General features: G+C 53.7%; 16 protein-coding genes. 10 read left to right on the plus strand and 6 right to left on the minus strand.

Annotated elements, in window-relative coordinates:
• Window positions 1-9: 9 nt before the first annotated feature.
• Window positions 10-849, minus strand: coding sequence for a chromate resistance protein ChrB domain-containing protein (locus IEY39_RS25955; protein WP_188937193.1), 840 nt, complete (start codon window positions 847-849; stop codon window positions 10-12).
• Between the two features lie 317 nt (window positions 850-1166).
• Complete coding sequence (locus IEY39_RS25960) at window positions 1167-1367, minus strand: hypothetical protein (protein ID WP_188937194.1); 201 nt, start codon at window positions 1365-1367, stop codon at window positions 1167-1169.
• 296 nt (window positions 1368-1663) lie between these two features.
• Between IEY39_RS25960 and IEY39_RS25965 the strand changes: the two genes are divergently transcribed.
• Window positions 1664-3913 carry a hypothetical protein gene (locus IEY39_RS25965; RefSeq protein WP_188937195.1) on the plus strand — a complete coding sequence of 750 codons (2250 nt, stop codon included), beginning with the start codon at window positions 1664-1666 and terminating at the stop codon, window positions 3911-3913.
• 34 nt (window positions 3914-3947) lie between these two features.
• Here the strand turns inward: IEY39_RS25965 and IEY39_RS25970 are convergent, their stop codons facing one another.
• The 3 genes from IEY39_RS25970 to IEY39_RS25980 are packed head-to-tail and all read right to left on the minus strand — an operon-like array spanning window position 3948 to window position 5636.
• Entirely contained in the window at window positions 3948-4697 is a 750-nt protein-coding gene (locus IEY39_RS25970; protein WP_188937196.1) for a universal stress protein, read from the minus strand.
• Window positions 4694-5152: a DoxX family protein gene (locus IEY39_RS25975; protein WP_188937197.1), complete on the minus strand. Its 459-nt coding sequence runs from the start codon at window positions 5150-5152 to the stop codon at window positions 4694-4696. The genes IEY39_RS25970 and IEY39_RS25975 overlap by 4 nt, the downstream gene beginning before the upstream one ends.
• 25 nt (window positions 5153-5177) lie before the next feature.
• Window positions 5178-5636, minus strand: coding sequence for a MarR family winged helix-turn-helix transcriptional regulator (locus tag IEY39_RS25980; RefSeq protein ID WP_188937199.1), 459 nt, complete (start codon window positions 5634-5636; stop codon window positions 5178-5180).
• 119 nt (window positions 5637-5755) lie between these two features.
• Here IEY39_RS25980 and IEY39_RS25985 point away from each other — a divergent pair, with 119 nt between their 5' ends.
• The 6 genes from IEY39_RS25985 (at window position 5756) to IEY39_RS26010 (ending at window position 11850) form a co-directional block, all read left to right on the plus strand.
• Window positions 5756-6124, plus strand: a complete 369-nt coding sequence (locus tag IEY39_RS25985) for a hypothetical protein (protein WP_188937200.1) — start codon at window positions 5756-5758, stop codon at window positions 6122-6124.
• Between the two features lie 98 nt (window positions 6125-6222).
• Window positions 6223-8451, plus strand: a complete 2229-nt coding sequence (locus IEY39_RS25990) for a TonB-dependent receptor (RefSeq protein ID WP_188937201.1) — start codon at window positions 6223-6225, stop codon at window positions 8449-8451.
• A 39-nt stretch (window positions 8452-8490) separates the two neighbouring features.
• Window positions 8491-9165 carry a 3-keto-disaccharide hydrolase gene (locus IEY39_RS25995; RefSeq protein ID WP_188937202.1) on the plus strand — a complete coding sequence of 225 codons (675 nt, stop codon included), beginning with the start codon at window positions 8491-8493 and terminating at the stop codon, window positions 9163-9165.
• Window positions 9155-10846, plus strand: coding sequence for a GMC oxidoreductase (locus IEY39_RS26000; RefSeq protein ID WP_188937203.1), 1692 nt, complete (start codon window positions 9155-9157; stop codon window positions 10844-10846). The genes IEY39_RS25995 and IEY39_RS26000 overlap by 11 nt, the downstream gene beginning before the upstream one ends.
• Before the next feature lie 67 nt (window positions 10847-10913).
• Complete coding sequence (locus tag IEY39_RS26005) at window positions 10914-11357, plus strand: MarR family winged helix-turn-helix transcriptional regulator (RefSeq protein WP_188937204.1); 444 nt, start codon at window positions 10914-10916, stop codon at window positions 11355-11357.
• A complete protein-coding gene (locus IEY39_RS26010) occupies window positions 11350-11850 on the plus strand; it encodes a GNAT family N-acetyltransferase (protein ID WP_188937205.1) in 501 nt (166 codons plus the stop codon). Before IEY39_RS26005 ends, IEY39_RS26010 begins: the two co-directional genes overlap by 8 nt.
• Here IEY39_RS26010 and IEY39_RS26015 read toward each other — a convergent pair.
• On the minus strand, window positions 11827-13026 hold the full coding sequence (locus IEY39_RS26015; RefSeq protein WP_188937206.1) for an aspartyl protease family protein: 1200 nt from the start codon (window positions 13024-13026) through the stop codon (window positions 11827-11829). The two genes, IEY39_RS26010 and IEY39_RS26015, sit on opposite strands and share 24 nt — an antisense overlap.
• 140 nt (window positions 13027-13166) lie before the next feature.
• On the opposite strand from IEY39_RS26015, the gene IEY39_RS26020 reads away from it, so the two are divergent.
• The 3 genes from IEY39_RS26020 to IEY39_RS26030 all read left to right on the plus strand — a co-directional run bounded on the left by IEY39_RS26020 (window position 13167) and on the right by IEY39_RS26030 (window position 16537).
• Entirely contained in the window at window positions 13167-14468 is a 1302-nt protein-coding gene (locus IEY39_RS26020; protein WP_188937207.1) for a hypothetical protein, read from the plus strand.
• Between the two features lie 80 nt (window positions 14469-14548).
• The gene (locus tag IEY39_RS26025) at window positions 14549-15181 is read left to right on the plus strand and encodes a TetR/AcrR family transcriptional regulator (protein WP_188937209.1); all 633 of its coding nucleotides are present in this window, start codon (window positions 14549-14551) and stop codon (window positions 15179-15181) included.
• Between the two features lie 63 nt (window positions 15182-15244).
• Window positions 15245-16537 (plus strand): TolC family protein, encoded by a 1293-nt coding sequence (locus IEY39_RS26030; protein WP_188937211.1) that lies wholly within the window; start codon window positions 15245-15247, stop codon window positions 16535-16537.
• Window positions 16538-16545: the final 8 nt, after the last annotated feature.

A 16545-nucleotide genomic window follows, 5' to 3' on the forward strand; every position in this document is an offset into this window, starting at 1 on the left:
GTACGAAAATTACTTTTTGCGCAACTGCCGCCTGTAATCCGACGGGTTCTGACCCGTGTGCTGTTTGAAAATACGGGTGAAATGACTTTGGTCGGAAAACCCTGTGAGGTAAGCGATCTCTGTGAGGGAATAGTTGGGCGTCTGCATCAGCTGTATTGCTTTTTCGATGCGCTGCTTGCGGATATACTCGCCGAAGGACAGGTCTTCGAAATACCGGGAAAATTCGCGGGAGAGGTAGGAGGGGCTTATTTCCAATCCTTTTGAGAGCTCTTTCAGACTGAGATTGTCGTCGATATGATCCTGGATCAGATGTTTGAGCTCCTGCACCCAGGCCGGCGGCTTTCTTTTTGCGCCGGGTGCTTGTTTGAGGTAGTGATGGTAGACGTTGAGCAGCAGATGCTCAAATGGTTGCTGGGTATGCCGGAGATCCTGCAGGTTTTTCGCCCAGGAGTACAAAGCATCATACATTACTATCCCCATTGCCAGCAACTCCTGGTCGTCCCGGATGTTATGGGCCAGGCCTGCCGACACGGCCCATACCCCCGCGCACTGGAGGGCCAGCTCGTGGTGATCGGTATCCGCGCCGCGAACGATGGTCGCCAGCGTATGTACGGCGGGGTCGGTGATGTGATGTTTGCGAACAAAGTAGTCAAACGTGCACTCCGCGCCGTAATGCGTGTACTCCACGCCGGGCACATCGAAGGGGATGGCGTCCAGCTCTGCCGCTTTTGCCATCACCTGGTCGTATGGCACATAGATGATCTCCCCTTTCGGGTCGATGAACCGTTTTATCAGCCAGGGGCAGGCGATGCGGTCTATCTTCGGCCGTTCGCGGGTGATCCACTTCATGCCTTTTTTTGCCTAAAGATACGGGGGACTACAGAGCCAAAAATTTTTTTGGATTTTGTGTTCCTAATTGCGTAAATTAGTTATCGAAGAAACCACTCTCGCGTCCTTACAGCCTGTTCTACAGATAAGCCTGTTCTATTACCAACCTTTTTCTGCCGCACTCTCGAATGCTTTCTTGTGTTGACGTACAAAGATACTTTGTTGATGCTATTACTATATTGCTATGAAAACCAAATGCAACTTTTTTCAGCGATAGGCTTAGGTTCAAAGGCTATGGAACTGGTTAGAGCAAGCCCGCCGGATTTCCGGTGGGTTTTTTATGCCCGATGCCGGGAAGCGCCGGCGACGCCGGAGCCATTGACCGGTTTTGTCGCGGTATCAAAAAGAATACCGGCGGCCCGGACCATCGAATCGGTTTCGAGGTTTGATCGCGCGGGAGAGAGAATCTCTTCGATATTATCCCGGACCATCTCTTCATCGTCGATGACCAGTACGGAGGCATTGGAGACTTCTATCATGGGCATTGATTTCCAGGGAGTCACCCTGGTAATGACCAAAACGCTGTATTTTTTCAGCAAATTGGGCGATAGGACATTTTTGTGGAAAAATACGTACATCCCTGTATTCTATTAAGCCTGTGGCATTTATATAAACGCCAGACCCTGAACGACATTTGTGTAAAACTTCGGCTCAAAATGGTTGCACGAACTGAAAATTATTACTAATTTGACCCCGGAAAACCCCTATCCTGAGCGCCGTAAATACTTATCCTCCTTATCGGCCTTTTCCTGTGAAAAACTTAAATCCGTTACTTATGAAACGAGTTGTACGCATCCTGCTGTTTGCGGGTTTATTGCCGATGGCCTCCCAGGCGCAATTAAATAATGGGGGCCTCTATGCCGGCTTCGGCGTAGATGGTGACATCCGGGCCAATTGGCTGAAATATGGCCTCGTCACCGGCAACGTCATCAGTGATGATTGGTTTGCTCCCTCCGGATTTGGTAATAATGTGATCGATACGACCAATTGGGCTGCCTACAAGGCCTCGTTGTCGGCGGGCAATAATACCACCTTTACCGAACGAATGTCCAAGCTGCTTTATGCCAAGGTGAGCGGGAAGCTGTGGCTCGACGCAGCCTACGGCCGGGATTATTGCGCGGCGGCCAACCTGAAGGATTCCACGGTGTTCACCATGGCGGCCAAGAACGGCGACAACCCAAATGTCTGGACAGGCGGTATCTCTTCGGTACCCAGCAAAAACGACCTGGTAGACGCCTACGCCCACATGCGCCGGGACGGCTTATCGGTGTACGACTCGCTGTGGTTCTTCACCGGTATCGCTGCCTATGGCAATGCCGCCAACAGTTATTATGATGTAGAACTGTACAAGAATACCATTAGTTATAACTCGACACTCGGGATATTTACTTCTGCGGGAACCGCCTGGGGCCACACCGAATGGCTCTTCGATGCCAGCGGCAACGTCACCCAGACGGGGGATATGATCATTGCCTGTACCTTCCTGCCCGGCTCACCGCCCATCATCGACGTCCGCCTGTGGGTGAGCCAGAGTACGTTCAGCACCTATTTCGGTGGAGCGCTGACGCCAAAATATTTCAATTTCAACGGCACCTACAACACCGCCGCCGGCAGCACTTATGGCTATGCGTCAGTCGTCAGCAAGGCCGGGACTACGGCCTGGGGCGCCGGCATCTCCAACTATTCGGGAGTACCTGCCAATGATACTACTACAGATGCACCCTGGGGTACTACCAACAGCTCGTCGGGGTGGAGTCCTTATTACCAGGCTACGCAGTTTATCGAAGTAGGCCTCAACCTCACCCGCATCGGGGTGGACCCGGCCTTGTATGCGACATTGAATCCCTGCCAGTCGATGTTCTCCGACATCCTCTTTGCCTCCCGGTCTTCGGCCTCTTTTACAGCCGACCTCAAGGACTTCATGGCGCCCCTCACCTTCCTGCGGCCGCCCGTCATGGATTTTGGAGTGAATCCAGATACCCTACGGTGTAATCACACCGCCGGGACCATCACCCTGACGAATAACAGCACCGCCGGCTACTATACCTGGAAGACCATCAATGGCGGCACCATCACCGGGGCGAACGGCGACAGTTCGCAGTTGAATGTCTCCAAGGCCGGCTCGTATATCGTGTCGGCTTCCCCCGCGCTGGGCTGTCCCGCGACCAAGGTGGATACCATCGTCGTGCCGATAGATACCTTCCCACCCGTTGCAAGTGCAAACGTGGGGATGTTGGGTAGCAGTCTGCTGCAATTCTATGGCGGCGACACGGCTAAGAGCGACTACTCCACGCCATTCGGCAAGTCGCATGGCCTGCTCTGGAACTGGACCGGACCGGGTAGTTTTACCTCCACTGTCCAAAACCCCATCAACGACACGGTGTGGGGAACCTACCATCTTACCGTGACGGAAAAACGCAACGGTTGTACGGACACTGCGTCGGTAAACGTCCTCTCCTCTATGTTCGCCATCATGCTGACCAATGGGCTTAAGCTGGAAGGAACAGCCATCGGCCAGCAGATCGATCTTACTTTCCAGGACCTCGATGAGAGCCTCGACCAGTCGTTTGTGGTCGAACGGAGCGATGGCGTAAATGAATTCCAGGCGATAGGTTCAGTGTTCAATCCGCATGCCGGTGGAACTGACGTTGCCGGTTCTTTCTCCTTTATGGATCAGCATCCGTTGAACGGTACCAATCTCTACCGGGTAAAGGCCGTTACCACCAGCGGGGCCACCTATTATTCGCCGACCATCACGATAGGTGCAGGTAAGTCACCGCTTTCAGCTATCTATCTCGCCACCAATAACCCGGAAAACCTGATGCTTTTTGTAAACACGGCCACGGCATGTGACGGTGTCCTTGTCAAATACAGCGTCAGCGGCCAGCTATTGGAAAAGCAGAATGTTTCGTTTGGCGAAGGCGTCAATACCCTCAGCCTTCCACATCCGGTGAAACATGCGGTTGAGGTGATGGCGCTGCTCATCAACGGGCGTGTCGCCTGGTGCCAGAAGGTACTATATTGATCTATTGATTGCGCGGTTATAAGTGAAGCCGGGGCTATTTCAGAATAAGCACCGGCTTCTCTGCATTGAGAACAATCCCATGCATGATGTTTTGATGCGTGAGATTGTAGAAAAAGCTGCGTTTGCCGGGTAAGGCGATGATGATCTGCACCTTCCTTTCCGCGGCGGCCTGCAGGACTCCCTGCAACATATCCTTTTTTTCCAGGGCATATTGCTGGTAGTGCACCTCACCGAACAAAGTAACCAACGCTTCCGTTGTGCCGGGCGGCACCGGCTGGGAGGCATCTGCGGGCGCGCGGGCAACCAGAACGTCTTCGATGGGCCGGTAATGGCTTTCCGGCGGTATGACAAGCAGCGGCACCGGAGTCACTTTTGCCAGCGGGATGATCTGGCGGCCGATGCTGCAGTCTTCCATCGTATTGCGTTTGCTGATGCCGACGATGACCAGGGAAGGTCCATCTGCCGCCACCTCGTGCAGCACCGAACGCAATAAGGCGTGCGAACCGATGACAGTGCTGGTTTTGATAGCCGGGGGGAGGTTTTTTTCCAGCCTGGTTTGCAACTTCTGCAATTGTTGCATCATCTTCTCTTTCCTGCCGCTGATATCCACTGCGTCCACCTGGGTCAGGTCGGCCGTTGGAACGATCTGTTCGAACAGGGGAACAAAAAGGTTTGCCATCAGGATCACTTCCCCGAAATCCTTATCCCTGGCAAGATCGGCCGCATAGTCGACGGCATTGACCGACGGCGCCGAAAAATCGACAAGAACCAATATCTTTTTCATGTTCTATCCTCCCCTAGGGTTTTAGTGTTTGCCAAAAGACGATCGATTGACAACGGGCCCGAGCCGATGATCACGAAAAGGCACAATAAGGCAAGCACCAGGATGGCCAGCCAGATCTCGGAAATGACATACGGCCGCGTGATATTGATAAAAAATACGGCGCCAAAAACGATGGGCACTTCCAATAACGCCCACAACCTTGTATAAATGCCGACCATGATCAGCCCGCCACCCAGGATATGGATGTAGGTAACATAATAAATGATGGCGGTGATGATTCCGTCCGGCAGCCTTAACACACCCTTGTCGATGATGAGAAAACGGAGATAGCCGGCGTTGTTGAAAAAGATAATCCCCCGGGTTAGGAGGAACAGGCCCAGGAGTATCCGGATGATGTCCAGGATCCAGGGGTGATGCCGGTTGCCCCAGGCGCCTATTCTTTGAGCAGTGTTCATATGTTGAAGTTTTATGTTTTTGATCTTACTTGCCGGTAGTGATCTTGCCGCTCACCGCCAGCAGCAGTCCCGTCACCTCTTTCAATTTCCCGTCGGGGATATCTCCCTTGACGAGACGATAGATATCATTGATCATCGGGGTGAATTTCTTTCTATAGTCCTGGCCCTTTTTTGTAAGCGTGATGATCTTGTTCCTTCTGTCAACCGGGTCTTCCGAACGCGTAACGAGACCTTTTCCGACCAGGTTGTCGATCAGCGGGGTGAGGCTGGCCTTATTTTTCTGCACTGTATCGGCCACCTCCTGCTGATTGATCTGGTGCTTTTTCCACAGGACGAGCATTACCTGGAGCATCTCATAGGAAATCTCCCGGTCGTGCAACTCCCGCAGCTTTTGCATGGCCAGCTGCTTTATCGCCTGACGCACATTGATGATGGCGTCCACGAACCCGATGATGGGGTCATCCCCGTTGCTCTTTTTGGGCATCTTCTGTGTTTTCGTTCTCGCAATAAAGTTAAGCATTTAATGGTTAAATATTTAACTATTTTTTTTGCTTCCGAGACAATTATGGCAATCAATCGTTTATTTACTATTTTTGCGCCCGAATGCGCATCGTCACCGCCACCATATTCCTGATCGGCATGCTGGGCACCTGCTTCAGCAGCTACCTGATCGAGTGGGACTATGCCCTGAACAAAAGATTCATTGCGGCAAATTTGTGCGTTAACCGGGGCCGGCCCGAGCTGAAATGTGAAGGCCGGTGTTACCTGTGCAAGCGGCTGCATAAAGAGAACAACAAGGATCAGGAGAATTCCGGCCGCAGGGACGGGTTCAAATTCCTGGTCCTCTCCTTAGAGGGCGGATTTCATTTTGCTTGTTTTTCTCCTGACGTTGCCACAGTCCGCGGCGGCTTTGTCCCGGCCGATCTTCCCCCCTCTCCGACGCATTCCTTTTTCCATCCACCCCGGGCCTGAGGTTCTTCTTACTGATGTTTTGTAGTACCTATTCTTCCATTGCACCAACGAAGCAAGGGAAAAGTATGCCTATTATTTATTCATGAGATAACCAAAATATGCGAAAGATATTGACCCTTGGGTTATTGCTGAGCTGCAAGCTGCTGTTCGCGCAAACCCTTGTTAAAGGCAGGATCGTCGACCGGCAAACTGACCAGCCCTTGGAAGATGCCGTGATCACCTATGAGAAAACAAATACTGTTTCAGACCGTCTTGGGAACTTCGAACTAACCATAGCGTCGCCTACCGACAGCCTGCAAATTACTTATATCGGTTATCGCGCGCAAACGGTGGCCGTTCCGCGCTCGGGAAACCTGCTTGTCGCCCTCGACCAGGGAGCGGTGGACTTGAAAGCGGTGACGATTGTGCCGGTGTCCAATAATGCCTCTTTCCACACGATCAGCGGCATCGACCTCCGGCTCCGCCCTTTGAATTCCGCTCAGGACCTCCTGCGACTGGTGCCCGGGCTTTTCCTGATGCAACACCAGGGTGGCGGCCTGGCAGAACATATCTTTATGCGCGGATTCGATGCCGACCACGGCACGGACGTCAGCGTCGCAGTAGATGATATGCCGGTGAACCTGCCCTCCCACGCACATGGGCAGGGCTTTTCCGACCTTCACTTCCTGATCCCCGAACTGGTGACCAGCTATGAGTATGGCAAAGGGCCGTATTATACCGATCATGGCGACTTTACGACGGCGGGCTATGTTTCATTCCGCACCCGGGATGTGCTGGATAAGAGTGAGGTGAAGATAGAGGGTGGGATGTTCAATACCGGGAGAGTATTTGCCATGGTGAACCTGCTAAGCGATAGGGCAAAACAGCGGGGAGAAAGCGCTTATATCGCAGGAGAAGTGAATTATACGGATGGGCCTTACGATCATCCCCAAAACTTCAGCCGCGGCAACCTGTTCGGCAAATACAATGTCGCGCTTTCCAGCCGGACCCGGTTGAAAGTAACGCTTTCCACCTTCAGCAGCAACTGGCGGTCTTCCGGGGAGATACCCCAACGGGCAGTAGACGAAGGACTGATCAGCCGCTGGGGGGCGATCGACAGCGCACAGGGTGGCTACACCAGCCGTACCACGGCCATAGCGCGATTGACCACTACCCTTTCAGACAAACTGCTGATGGAACATCAGGCCTATTATTCGCGGTATTTCTTCAACGAACATTATGATCAGACCTTTTTCGCCAATGACAGCATCAATGGCGATCAGCTGCGGCAACGGGAGACGAGAGACTTGTATGGCTATAACGGGCGATTGACGCATCATGCTTATTTCACGGCCAATAAAGAGCTGACCTCCGCTTTCGGACTGGGCTGGCAGTTGAACAACATCTATGGCAGCGAGCTGAGCCATACCAAAAACTATAATTACGTACTCGATTACCTTCAATACGGGGATGTCCGGGAAATGGCGCTCAACGGCTATCTCGACGAGAATTACCGGGTGGGCAACTGGCTTTTCAATGCCGGCGCGCGGCTGGACTATCTTTATTTCGACTTCCGGGATAAGCTGAATCCACAGCAGCCATCCAGGGGCAAGACGGTGGTGAGCCCCAAGCTGAATATCGCCTACACGTTGAATGACAGGATGCAGGTGTACGTCAAGACGGGTAAGGGTTTCCATTCCAATGACGCCAAAGTTGTAGTGGGCAACCAGGGCATCGACGTCCTTCCTTCCGCCTATGGCGCCGACCTTGGTATCAACTGGAAGCCGTTGCCACAGCTGTTCGTCAATGCCGCCGTCTGGTATCTCTATCTGCAGCAGGAATTCGTCTATAGTGCCGATGACGGGACCTTCAACCCGGGTGGTAAGACCAGGAGACAGGGGATCGATCTTTCGGCCCGCTATCAATTCTCTTCATGGCTGTTTGCCAACTTCGACATCAATATCAGTAATGCCAGAGATATAGAGGCTGCCAAGGGGCAGAACTACCTGCCCTTGTCAGTGCCCTTATCCAGTGCAGGCGGATTGTTCTTTAAGCTGCCCGGCGGGCTCAACGGCGGGATAAGCTATAGATACATGTCAAACCGGCCCGCTAATCCGGACAATTCGATCGTTGCCAAAGGGTATTTCCTCACCGATGTGTCGGCCGCCTATACCAGGAAAAGATATGAAGTGGGGCTGGAGATACAGAACGTGTTGAATACAAAATGGCAGGACGCGCAGTATGAGATCAACTCGCAGCTTCGGCAGGAGCCGGCGCCTGTCGATGACCTCAGCTTTACGCCGGGGATGCCTTTTTTCGCGAAGGTGAAGGTGGCGGTATTCTTTTGATGGCTTTTTCTTACCTTGGGGGTAGTACAAGCCTGCTATATGAACTATACTACACTCTGCGGGATCGGCGTGGCCCTGCTGATGGGGGTGGCGCCGATCCTTGCGTTTGCGCCTGCGCCGGCGCAACATACCAAACTACTTTTCAACGGCAAAAACCTCGACGGCTGGAAGCATGTCGGGCCGGGCAGCATGGTCGTCGAAGGCGGGCTGCTCCACGGCGTCGGCGGGATGGGACTGCTGTATTACACCGGGTCGACCTTTGGCAACTGCACCTTTCATGTCGTCTACCGGATGAAGGACGAGAACGACAATTCGGGTGTTTTTATCCGCATTCCCCTCGAACCACGGGAGGAATGGATGCCCGTCCATTATGGCTACGAAGTTCAGATCGACAATCATCCCGAACGATCGAAGGAGGATGATTATCATATCACCGGAACACTATACTCGCTGACAAAACCCCTGGCCAAGCCGGGGAAACCGGGACCACAGTGGAATACGATGGATATCACCCTGGACGGACCGCGTACCATCGTCCTCGTCAACGGGATAAAGGTGACAGACTACCGCGAGGGAGATCCGGTGCCCGAACGGAAATTCGATTTCGAACCCCAGCGCGGGCGGCGACCCGACGTCGGGTATTTCGGCATCCAGAATCACAGCAGCAACGATATCGTTTATTTCAAAGAAATCAGCGTACGCTATGCCAAATAATACCTACGACGCCATCGTCATCGGCAGCGGCATCAGCGGCGGATGGGCAGCCAAGGAATTGTGCGAGCAGGGGCTGAAGACCCTTGTGCTCGAAAGGGGCCGCAATGTCGTGCACAACAAGGACTACCCTACCGCGCTGATGGCGCCCTGGGAATTTCCGCATCGTAAGGAGATGCCGCGAAAGTTTGTCGAGGAGAACCCGCTGATCACCACGGCAGCGGGTTTTGGCGAGGACACGGCGCATTTCTTCATCCGCGACAAAGACCATCCCTATGTGCAGGAGAAACCCTTCGATTGGATCAGGGGTTACCAGGTGGGCGGGAAATCGCTCATCTGGGGGCGGGCCTGCCCGCGGTGGAGTCCTTATGAGTTTACCAACCCGGCGCGTTTTGGATACGGCATCGAATGGCCCATCACCTATGAGGAGATTGCACCCTGGTATTCGCATGTCGAAAGCTTCTCCGGCATCTGTGGCAACCGCGACGGCCTGGAGGCGATGCCGGACGGGGACTATCTGCCGGCGTTCGAGCTGAACTGTGTAGAGAAGCATTTACAGCAGGAGATAAGGAAGTCCTACCCGGACAGGTATATGATCGCCGGCCGCTGGGCGCAGCTGACCCGGCCGGAACCCATTCACCTGCAACAGGGCCGCGCACAATGCCAGGCGCGCGATCTGTGTATGCGGGGCTGTCCCTTTGGCGCCTATTTCAGCTCGAACTCCTCTACCCTCCCCTGGGCGGAGAAGACGGGCAACCTCACCATCCGGCCTTTCTCCGTGGTACATTCCATTATTTATGACGAGCAAAAAGGCAAGGCCACGGGGGTGCGGATCATCGACACCAATACCCATGCGGCCATCGAATATTTCGCCCGTATCATCTTTGTCAACGCCGCGGCGCTGAACAGCAACCTGGTGCTGCTTCATTCGACGTCCCGGCGCTGGCCCAACGGGCTGGGGAATGACAACGGACTACTGGGCAAGTATGTCGCTTTTCAAAACTATCGTGGGAGTCTCGGCGGGACGGTCGACGGCTTCCGGGATAAATACTATTACGGCCGCCGGCCATCGGAATGTATGATGGCCAACTTCCGCAATCTGAAGAAACAAGATACCGATTTCGTCGGTGGTTATATGGCCTTTATGGGGTCGTATCGCAGCACCGATGACGGAAGCGCTTTACCGGAACAGATCGGCGCGGCGTTCAAAGAGGCGTGCAGCCTGCCGGGCGGCTGGGGTATGTATATGTATATGCAGGGCGAGACCATCCCCAAGGAAACAAATACCGTGAGCCTGCATCCCACCGAAAAGGATCAATGGGGTATCCCACTGCTGGTGACGAAGGTGGATTATGATGACAATGATGAGCGACTGTTAAAGGATTTCCTTACTCAAAGTGCGGAGATGCTCGATCGCATCGGGGTTAAGAATATTACACAACACGACAATCATTGGGCGCCGGGCCGGGACATCCACGAGATGGGCGGCTGCCGCATGGGGAAAGACCCGAAGACCTCGCTGCTGAATGGACACAATCAACTACATGGGTGTAAGAATGTGTTCGTCACCGATGGGGCCTGTATGACGAGCACCGGCAACCAGAGTCCCTCCATCCTCTATATGGCGCTGACCGCGCGTGCGGCGAATTATGCCGTTGCTGAGATGAAAAAAGGCAACCTGTGACGGCCGGCTGGAAAGCGCCTCGGAAAAAATAGTTGACTTTGTCAACTAAATGTCGTAGCTTTGGATCATGAAAAAAAGACCGATCCAGGAGATACGCGCCTTCACCCGGTGGTATACGGACGTCATCGGGCTGCTCGATCAGCACCTGCTCGACAGCGCCTGGTCGCTGGCCGAGGCCCGGTTGATCTACGAGATACACGCAGCACGCCACATCCAGGCTTCGCAGCTCATCGAGATGATGCACATCGACAAAAGCTACCTTAGCCGCCTGCTCAAGAAGCTGGAGAAAGAAAAGATCGTTTCCAAAAAGAAGTCGCCCGGGGATGGCCGGGCTTTTCTGCTTTCGCTTACAGAAAAGGGGCAGCGGGAATTTGGGATGCTGAACAGCGCCTCGGATGAGCAGATCGGTCGCATCCTCGAGCCATTGAGTGAGGCGCAACGGGAAGAGCTGGTTGGACACATGAAGGCTGTGATGCAATTGCTAAACGTAAAACCCGATAACTATGAATGAGATCATCATACGCACCGAATTGCTGCCGGGTGACTTGGGCCTCGTCGCTCATCTGCACGGACAGGTATATACGCAGGAATACGGCTATGGCCTGGGCTTCGAGGGTTATGTGCTGGAGGGGCTTGGGGAATTCGCCCTCCGTTATGACCCGGCGAAAGATCGCGTATGGGTCTGTGAGCACCAGGGTCGGATGATCGGCTTCCTGCTGGGGATGCACCGGGATAAAGTCGCGCAGCTGCGCTACTTTATCCTGTTACCGGAATACCGGGGTAGTGGCCTTGGAAAGCGGCTGATGCAGCTTTTTATGGATTGGCTGCGAGCCTGCGGATACAATAAGGCCTATCTATGGACGACAAATGAGCTGGAGACCGCTGCCGCCCTCTACGAGCGACATGGGTTCCGGCTCACCGAAGAAAAGGAGTCGGCAGCCTTTAACAAGGTGCTGATAGAAAGGCGATACGACCTGGAACTAAAGAATACTACTCACCTTTAATGATACCATCGCCTCCTCACCCGTATTATGCCGGACGAGGACCTTTATTCTGGGCCCGATGGTGCGCAGCAGGGACTGATAGACCTGGACATTCTGCTGTTTGTCCCCATTTATCTCCAGGATGATATCGCCTTCCTTTAGCCCGGCCTTTTCGGCCGGAGAACCGGGCATGACATCGGTGACTATCACTTTTCCGTCGATGAGGGCAATAAAGACCCCACTGTAGCTGTAATCAAAGGGCTGGTTGTAAGAAGCATTGGGAAGGATATAGATCTCACTACGGGGATAATTGATGATGAGGTTGAAGCGGCGCAGCAGGTCGTTACCGATCAACCCGCCCAATTGGGGATAGCTGGTGACGTCATATTCATCATCAAAGATATAGGTTGGTATCTGCCGGAAGTGGAAAGGGCCGAGGGAAAAGGTGCGGAGGGTTGTGAGCTGCATAGCCATTTTACCACCAAGACCGGCACCCTGGCTGAGTACGGGTTTTTTGCGTTTGGGACTGAACACGGCGCTATCCGAGGTGAAATTGGAGGAAAAAAGCAGGCAAAGGCCCGCGCCGGTGTCAAAATAAAATCGCGAATTGATATTGCGCGCATCGGTCAGGTGGCCCTCCAGCATCGGCAGGCCAAAAAGCCGGGGGCGAAGCAAAAAGCCGCCTACCGGGTACCGGATGGGTCCCTTGGTATAGATGTCCATACTGTTGTTGTCATAGTCCACCCAGACAAGATAGCGCGAGAAGAAACTGTAACCGATGATCCCATCGATCTTTTCCCCATAGATACTGCTGAGGATGTCATAATCATTCACCTGCAGCTTCAGGCTGTCCAGGGTGAGCGACCCGATGCAAAGCCGGGAGCTATCAAGCAGCCGCTGGGGCATTTTGCCGGCGATGCCGCGGACGAAATGGGCACTCTCCCGGGGCGCCAGTTTGAAGCGGGCAGCGGTGGTCGAGTCGAGGGAGGCCCCGCCGCAGCCAGTGTCGAAGATAAAATTGAGCGAGTCGGGGAAGGGATCGAGGCGCACCTTGCCAAGGATGATGCCGCCATTGAGGACACGGAAGGAGATGCTGGTCAGGTAGCGGTCGGCCGGAAGTAGTTCACTGCTCTGGGCGTGCACCGGCCGCAGGGTGGAGACGCTAATAAGGCAAAGCAGAAGGAGGTGGCGCCACATAAATGTGTTAAATTGCTTATACTAAATTGAGTCAAGCGTCGGGAAAAAGCGAATCATGCCCGGAACATGTTGGTACAAGTTGGTACAACTCCAGGCGGGCGCCCCAACTCGACTATATTTACACACCTAAGTAACACGCTATGTCAACCGATGAAAGCCTGATCCGGCAGGTAAAAAAGCTATATGAGGAAAAAACCGGCTGGGGAGATAGCGAGAAATGGGGTAACCAGGATTTTCTTCAACTAAGCGAGCTGATCCGGGAGGAGACCGATGTCACGATCAGCCATGTCACTTTAAAACGCATCTGGGGGAAGGTGAAGTACGACAGCCTGCCCAATACCCATACGCTAAACACCCTGGTTCTATTCCTGGGGTTTGATAACTGGCGGGATTTTAGCGTAAAGTTTGGGAATGGGTCGAACGGGGCGGCGCCTGCGCCGGTGGAGCCGGTGACGGAGCAAGTGGTTCCACCCACGCCGGAACAAAAAGTCGAGCGGCCGCGCCGGTGGCGAAAGGCTACCTGGCTGGTGGCGCCGCTGGCGGTGATCTTGCTTGTCCTGGTCTTTCTAAAGGGGCAACAGCCCCCGCCACAGGCCAGGGACTATGCTTTCAGCAGTAAGAAAACGGTGACCTCCGGGTTGCCCAACTCCGTCATCTTTGACTATGACGCCAGCCGGAGCCCGGATGACTCTGTCGTCATCCAACAATCCTGGGACTCGACGCGGCGGGTGAAGGTGCCCCGCAACGGCCATCAGTATACTTCTGTTTATTACTACCCGGATTTTTATCATGCCACGCTGCAAGTGCAGGGGCATGTAGTGAAGACCCATAGCCTGCTCATCAAGACAGATGGCTGGTTGCCTCTCGTTGAACAGGACCCCGTACCGGTGTATTTCAAAAAGGAAGAGGCGATCGCAGATGGAAAGATGAGCTTATCGGTCGACCAGATAAAGGCAAAGAACATCCAGCTCCAACCCTCGCCGCCAACGGTGATGTTTGCGAACGTGCGGGATTTCGGCGAAATCTATTCCGACCATTTTGTCTTTGAGACCAGGGTAAAGAACGACTATGCCGAGGGGTCGGCGGTTTGCCAACTGTCGCGCATCTATCTGTTATGCGAAGGGACGGCCATCTGGGTGCCGTTGGCCGCCAAGGGGTGTGTCTCCACGGTAGACCTTTTTTTCACCTATTTCTATACCAGCGGGAAGCGGGAAGACCTGTCAGGGCTTGGAGTGGATTTCAATAATGATGTAAAGCTGCGCATCGAGTCGGACAGCGGGAAGGCGAAGATCATGATCAACGACCGGCTTGCCTATACCGTGCCACGCCATATCCTCCGGAGCAAGATCATCGGTATCCTCTACCGGTTTCAGGGGACGGGAACGGTGGATTACGTTTCGCTGAGCAACGGGAAAGTATCGTATAAGGATGATTTTCAATGATAAGCAATGTTTTAAAATATTTTTTTAATCATTTGATTAAAATGTTTGCTTAAATCAAAAATCCGCCCTAGCTTTGTGTCATGTCGAAAACGAAGATCAAGGCAAAGGAAGCATCGACGGAAGAACGGATAAAGGAAGCAGCCCGCAAGCTGTTTACGCAAAAAGGGTTTGCGGCCACCAGAACGAGGGACATAGCCGATGAGGCGGGCATCAACCTTGCATTGCTGAATTATTATTTCCGCAGCAAACAGAAATTGTTCGACATCATCATGATAGAGAATTTCCGGGGGTTGATGGGCCTGATGACCGGCCATTTCCGGGATGAGCAGCTGACAATGGAAGACAAGATTGCGAAAATGGTGGGAACCTACATCGATTTTATCAGCAAGAACCCAGATCTGCCGCTTTTCGTCCTTAGCGAGCTACAAGGCAATCCTTCCGCGATAGCAGCGAGGATCAACCAGGAATTTATGCCGGCCCGGACGCAGCTCTTTAAGGAATTGCAGGAATCGAACAGGGAGGGCAAGACAGCGCTCGAGCCATTCCACTTCGTGGCTAACCTGATAGGGCTGACGATCTTTCCCTTTATAGCCAGGCCGATCCTGCAGCGGACGACGCAAACAACGGATGAGCAGTTCGCTGCCTTTATGCAAGAACGCAGGACCCTGGTGCCGATGTGGATCAGGATGATGATGAAACCCCCGGGAAAATAGGCGAACCGCGCCTTTTTTTTGGACTCGTGTTAATCAAATGATTAAAACAAAATTATAATTCTTATGATCAAGACAATGACCACCTTACTGGCTTTATCCACGGCGCTGCTGCTGGGAGCGCCAGGCGGCGCCCGAGCCCAGAAGGCCGACCGGCTGACACTTGCGGCCTGTTATCAATTGGGGGAAGCCGCTTATCCGCTGACCCGCCAGCGGGACCTTATCGCAAAGACGCGGGATTATAATATCTCTAATATCGCCAAGGGCATCTACCCGCAGTTGTCCGTCAACGGGCAGGCGACCTACCAGTCCGCTGTGACGCAGGTGACCCTGCCGAAAATACCCGGGTATAATCTCAGCATCCCCACCGTTCCCAAGGATCAGTACAAACTCTATGGCGAAATATCGCAGACCCTCACCGACTTCGGTATCAACAAACAACGCCGGATCATCAGCAGCACCGATGCAGACCTGCAGGAAGCCAACCTGTCTACCGATCTGTATGCGCTGAAAGACCGGATCAACCAACTCTATTTCGGGGCCTTACTCATCGATGACCAGTTGCAGCAGAACGAACTGGCGGCCCAGGACATCCGCACGGGCATCGCCAAAGTAGAAGCGGCTATCCGCAACGGTACGGATTTCGTCAGCAGTCTCAACAAGCTCAAGGCCGAACTGCTGACGACCGAACAGCACAGCGTCGAACTGAGTGCATCGCGCTCCGCCTATACGGATATGCTGAGCCTGTTTATCAATAGGCCGGTGGACAGCACGACAGCGTTGGTGCGGCCCGAAGAGCCAGCTGTTACCGATTCGATCAACCGGCCTGAGCTGAAGGCCTACGATCTGCAGCTGCAGTCGTACACCGAAAATCTGCGGCTCACCCGGCTCAACCTGTTTCCGCAGGTGAGCGCCTTCTTCCAGGGTGGTGTCGGCCAACCCAACCCGATGAATCTTCTCTCCACTTCGCTGAGCAGCTATTACCTAACAGGACTGCGGCTCACCTGGACCATTGGTGGAAGCTATACTTATAAGAAAGACCGGCTGATCAGCCACAACAACGAGGAAATGGTGCGGGCGCAACGCAATACTTTCCTGTTCAATACCAACCTGACCATGCGGCAGGATAATGCTGACATCCGGAAATACCGGGCGCTTATCAAGAGCGACGACGAGATCGTCCGGCTGCGCGAGTCCGTTGGCAAGACCTCGGCCGTGCAACTGGAGAACGGGGTGATCAGCGCCAACGACTATGTCCTCGACGTCAACGCGACGGCCCAGGCCCGGCAGGACAGGGCCGTACATGAGATGCAATTGCTTATGACCCAATACAACTATAAAACAACATCTGGTAATTGATAAAACAA

This window comes from Puia dinghuensis (genome assembly GCF_014642875.1).
Classification (GTDB): domain Bacteria; phylum Bacteroidota; class Bacteroidia; order Chitinophagales; family Chitinophagaceae; genus Puia; species Puia dinghuensis.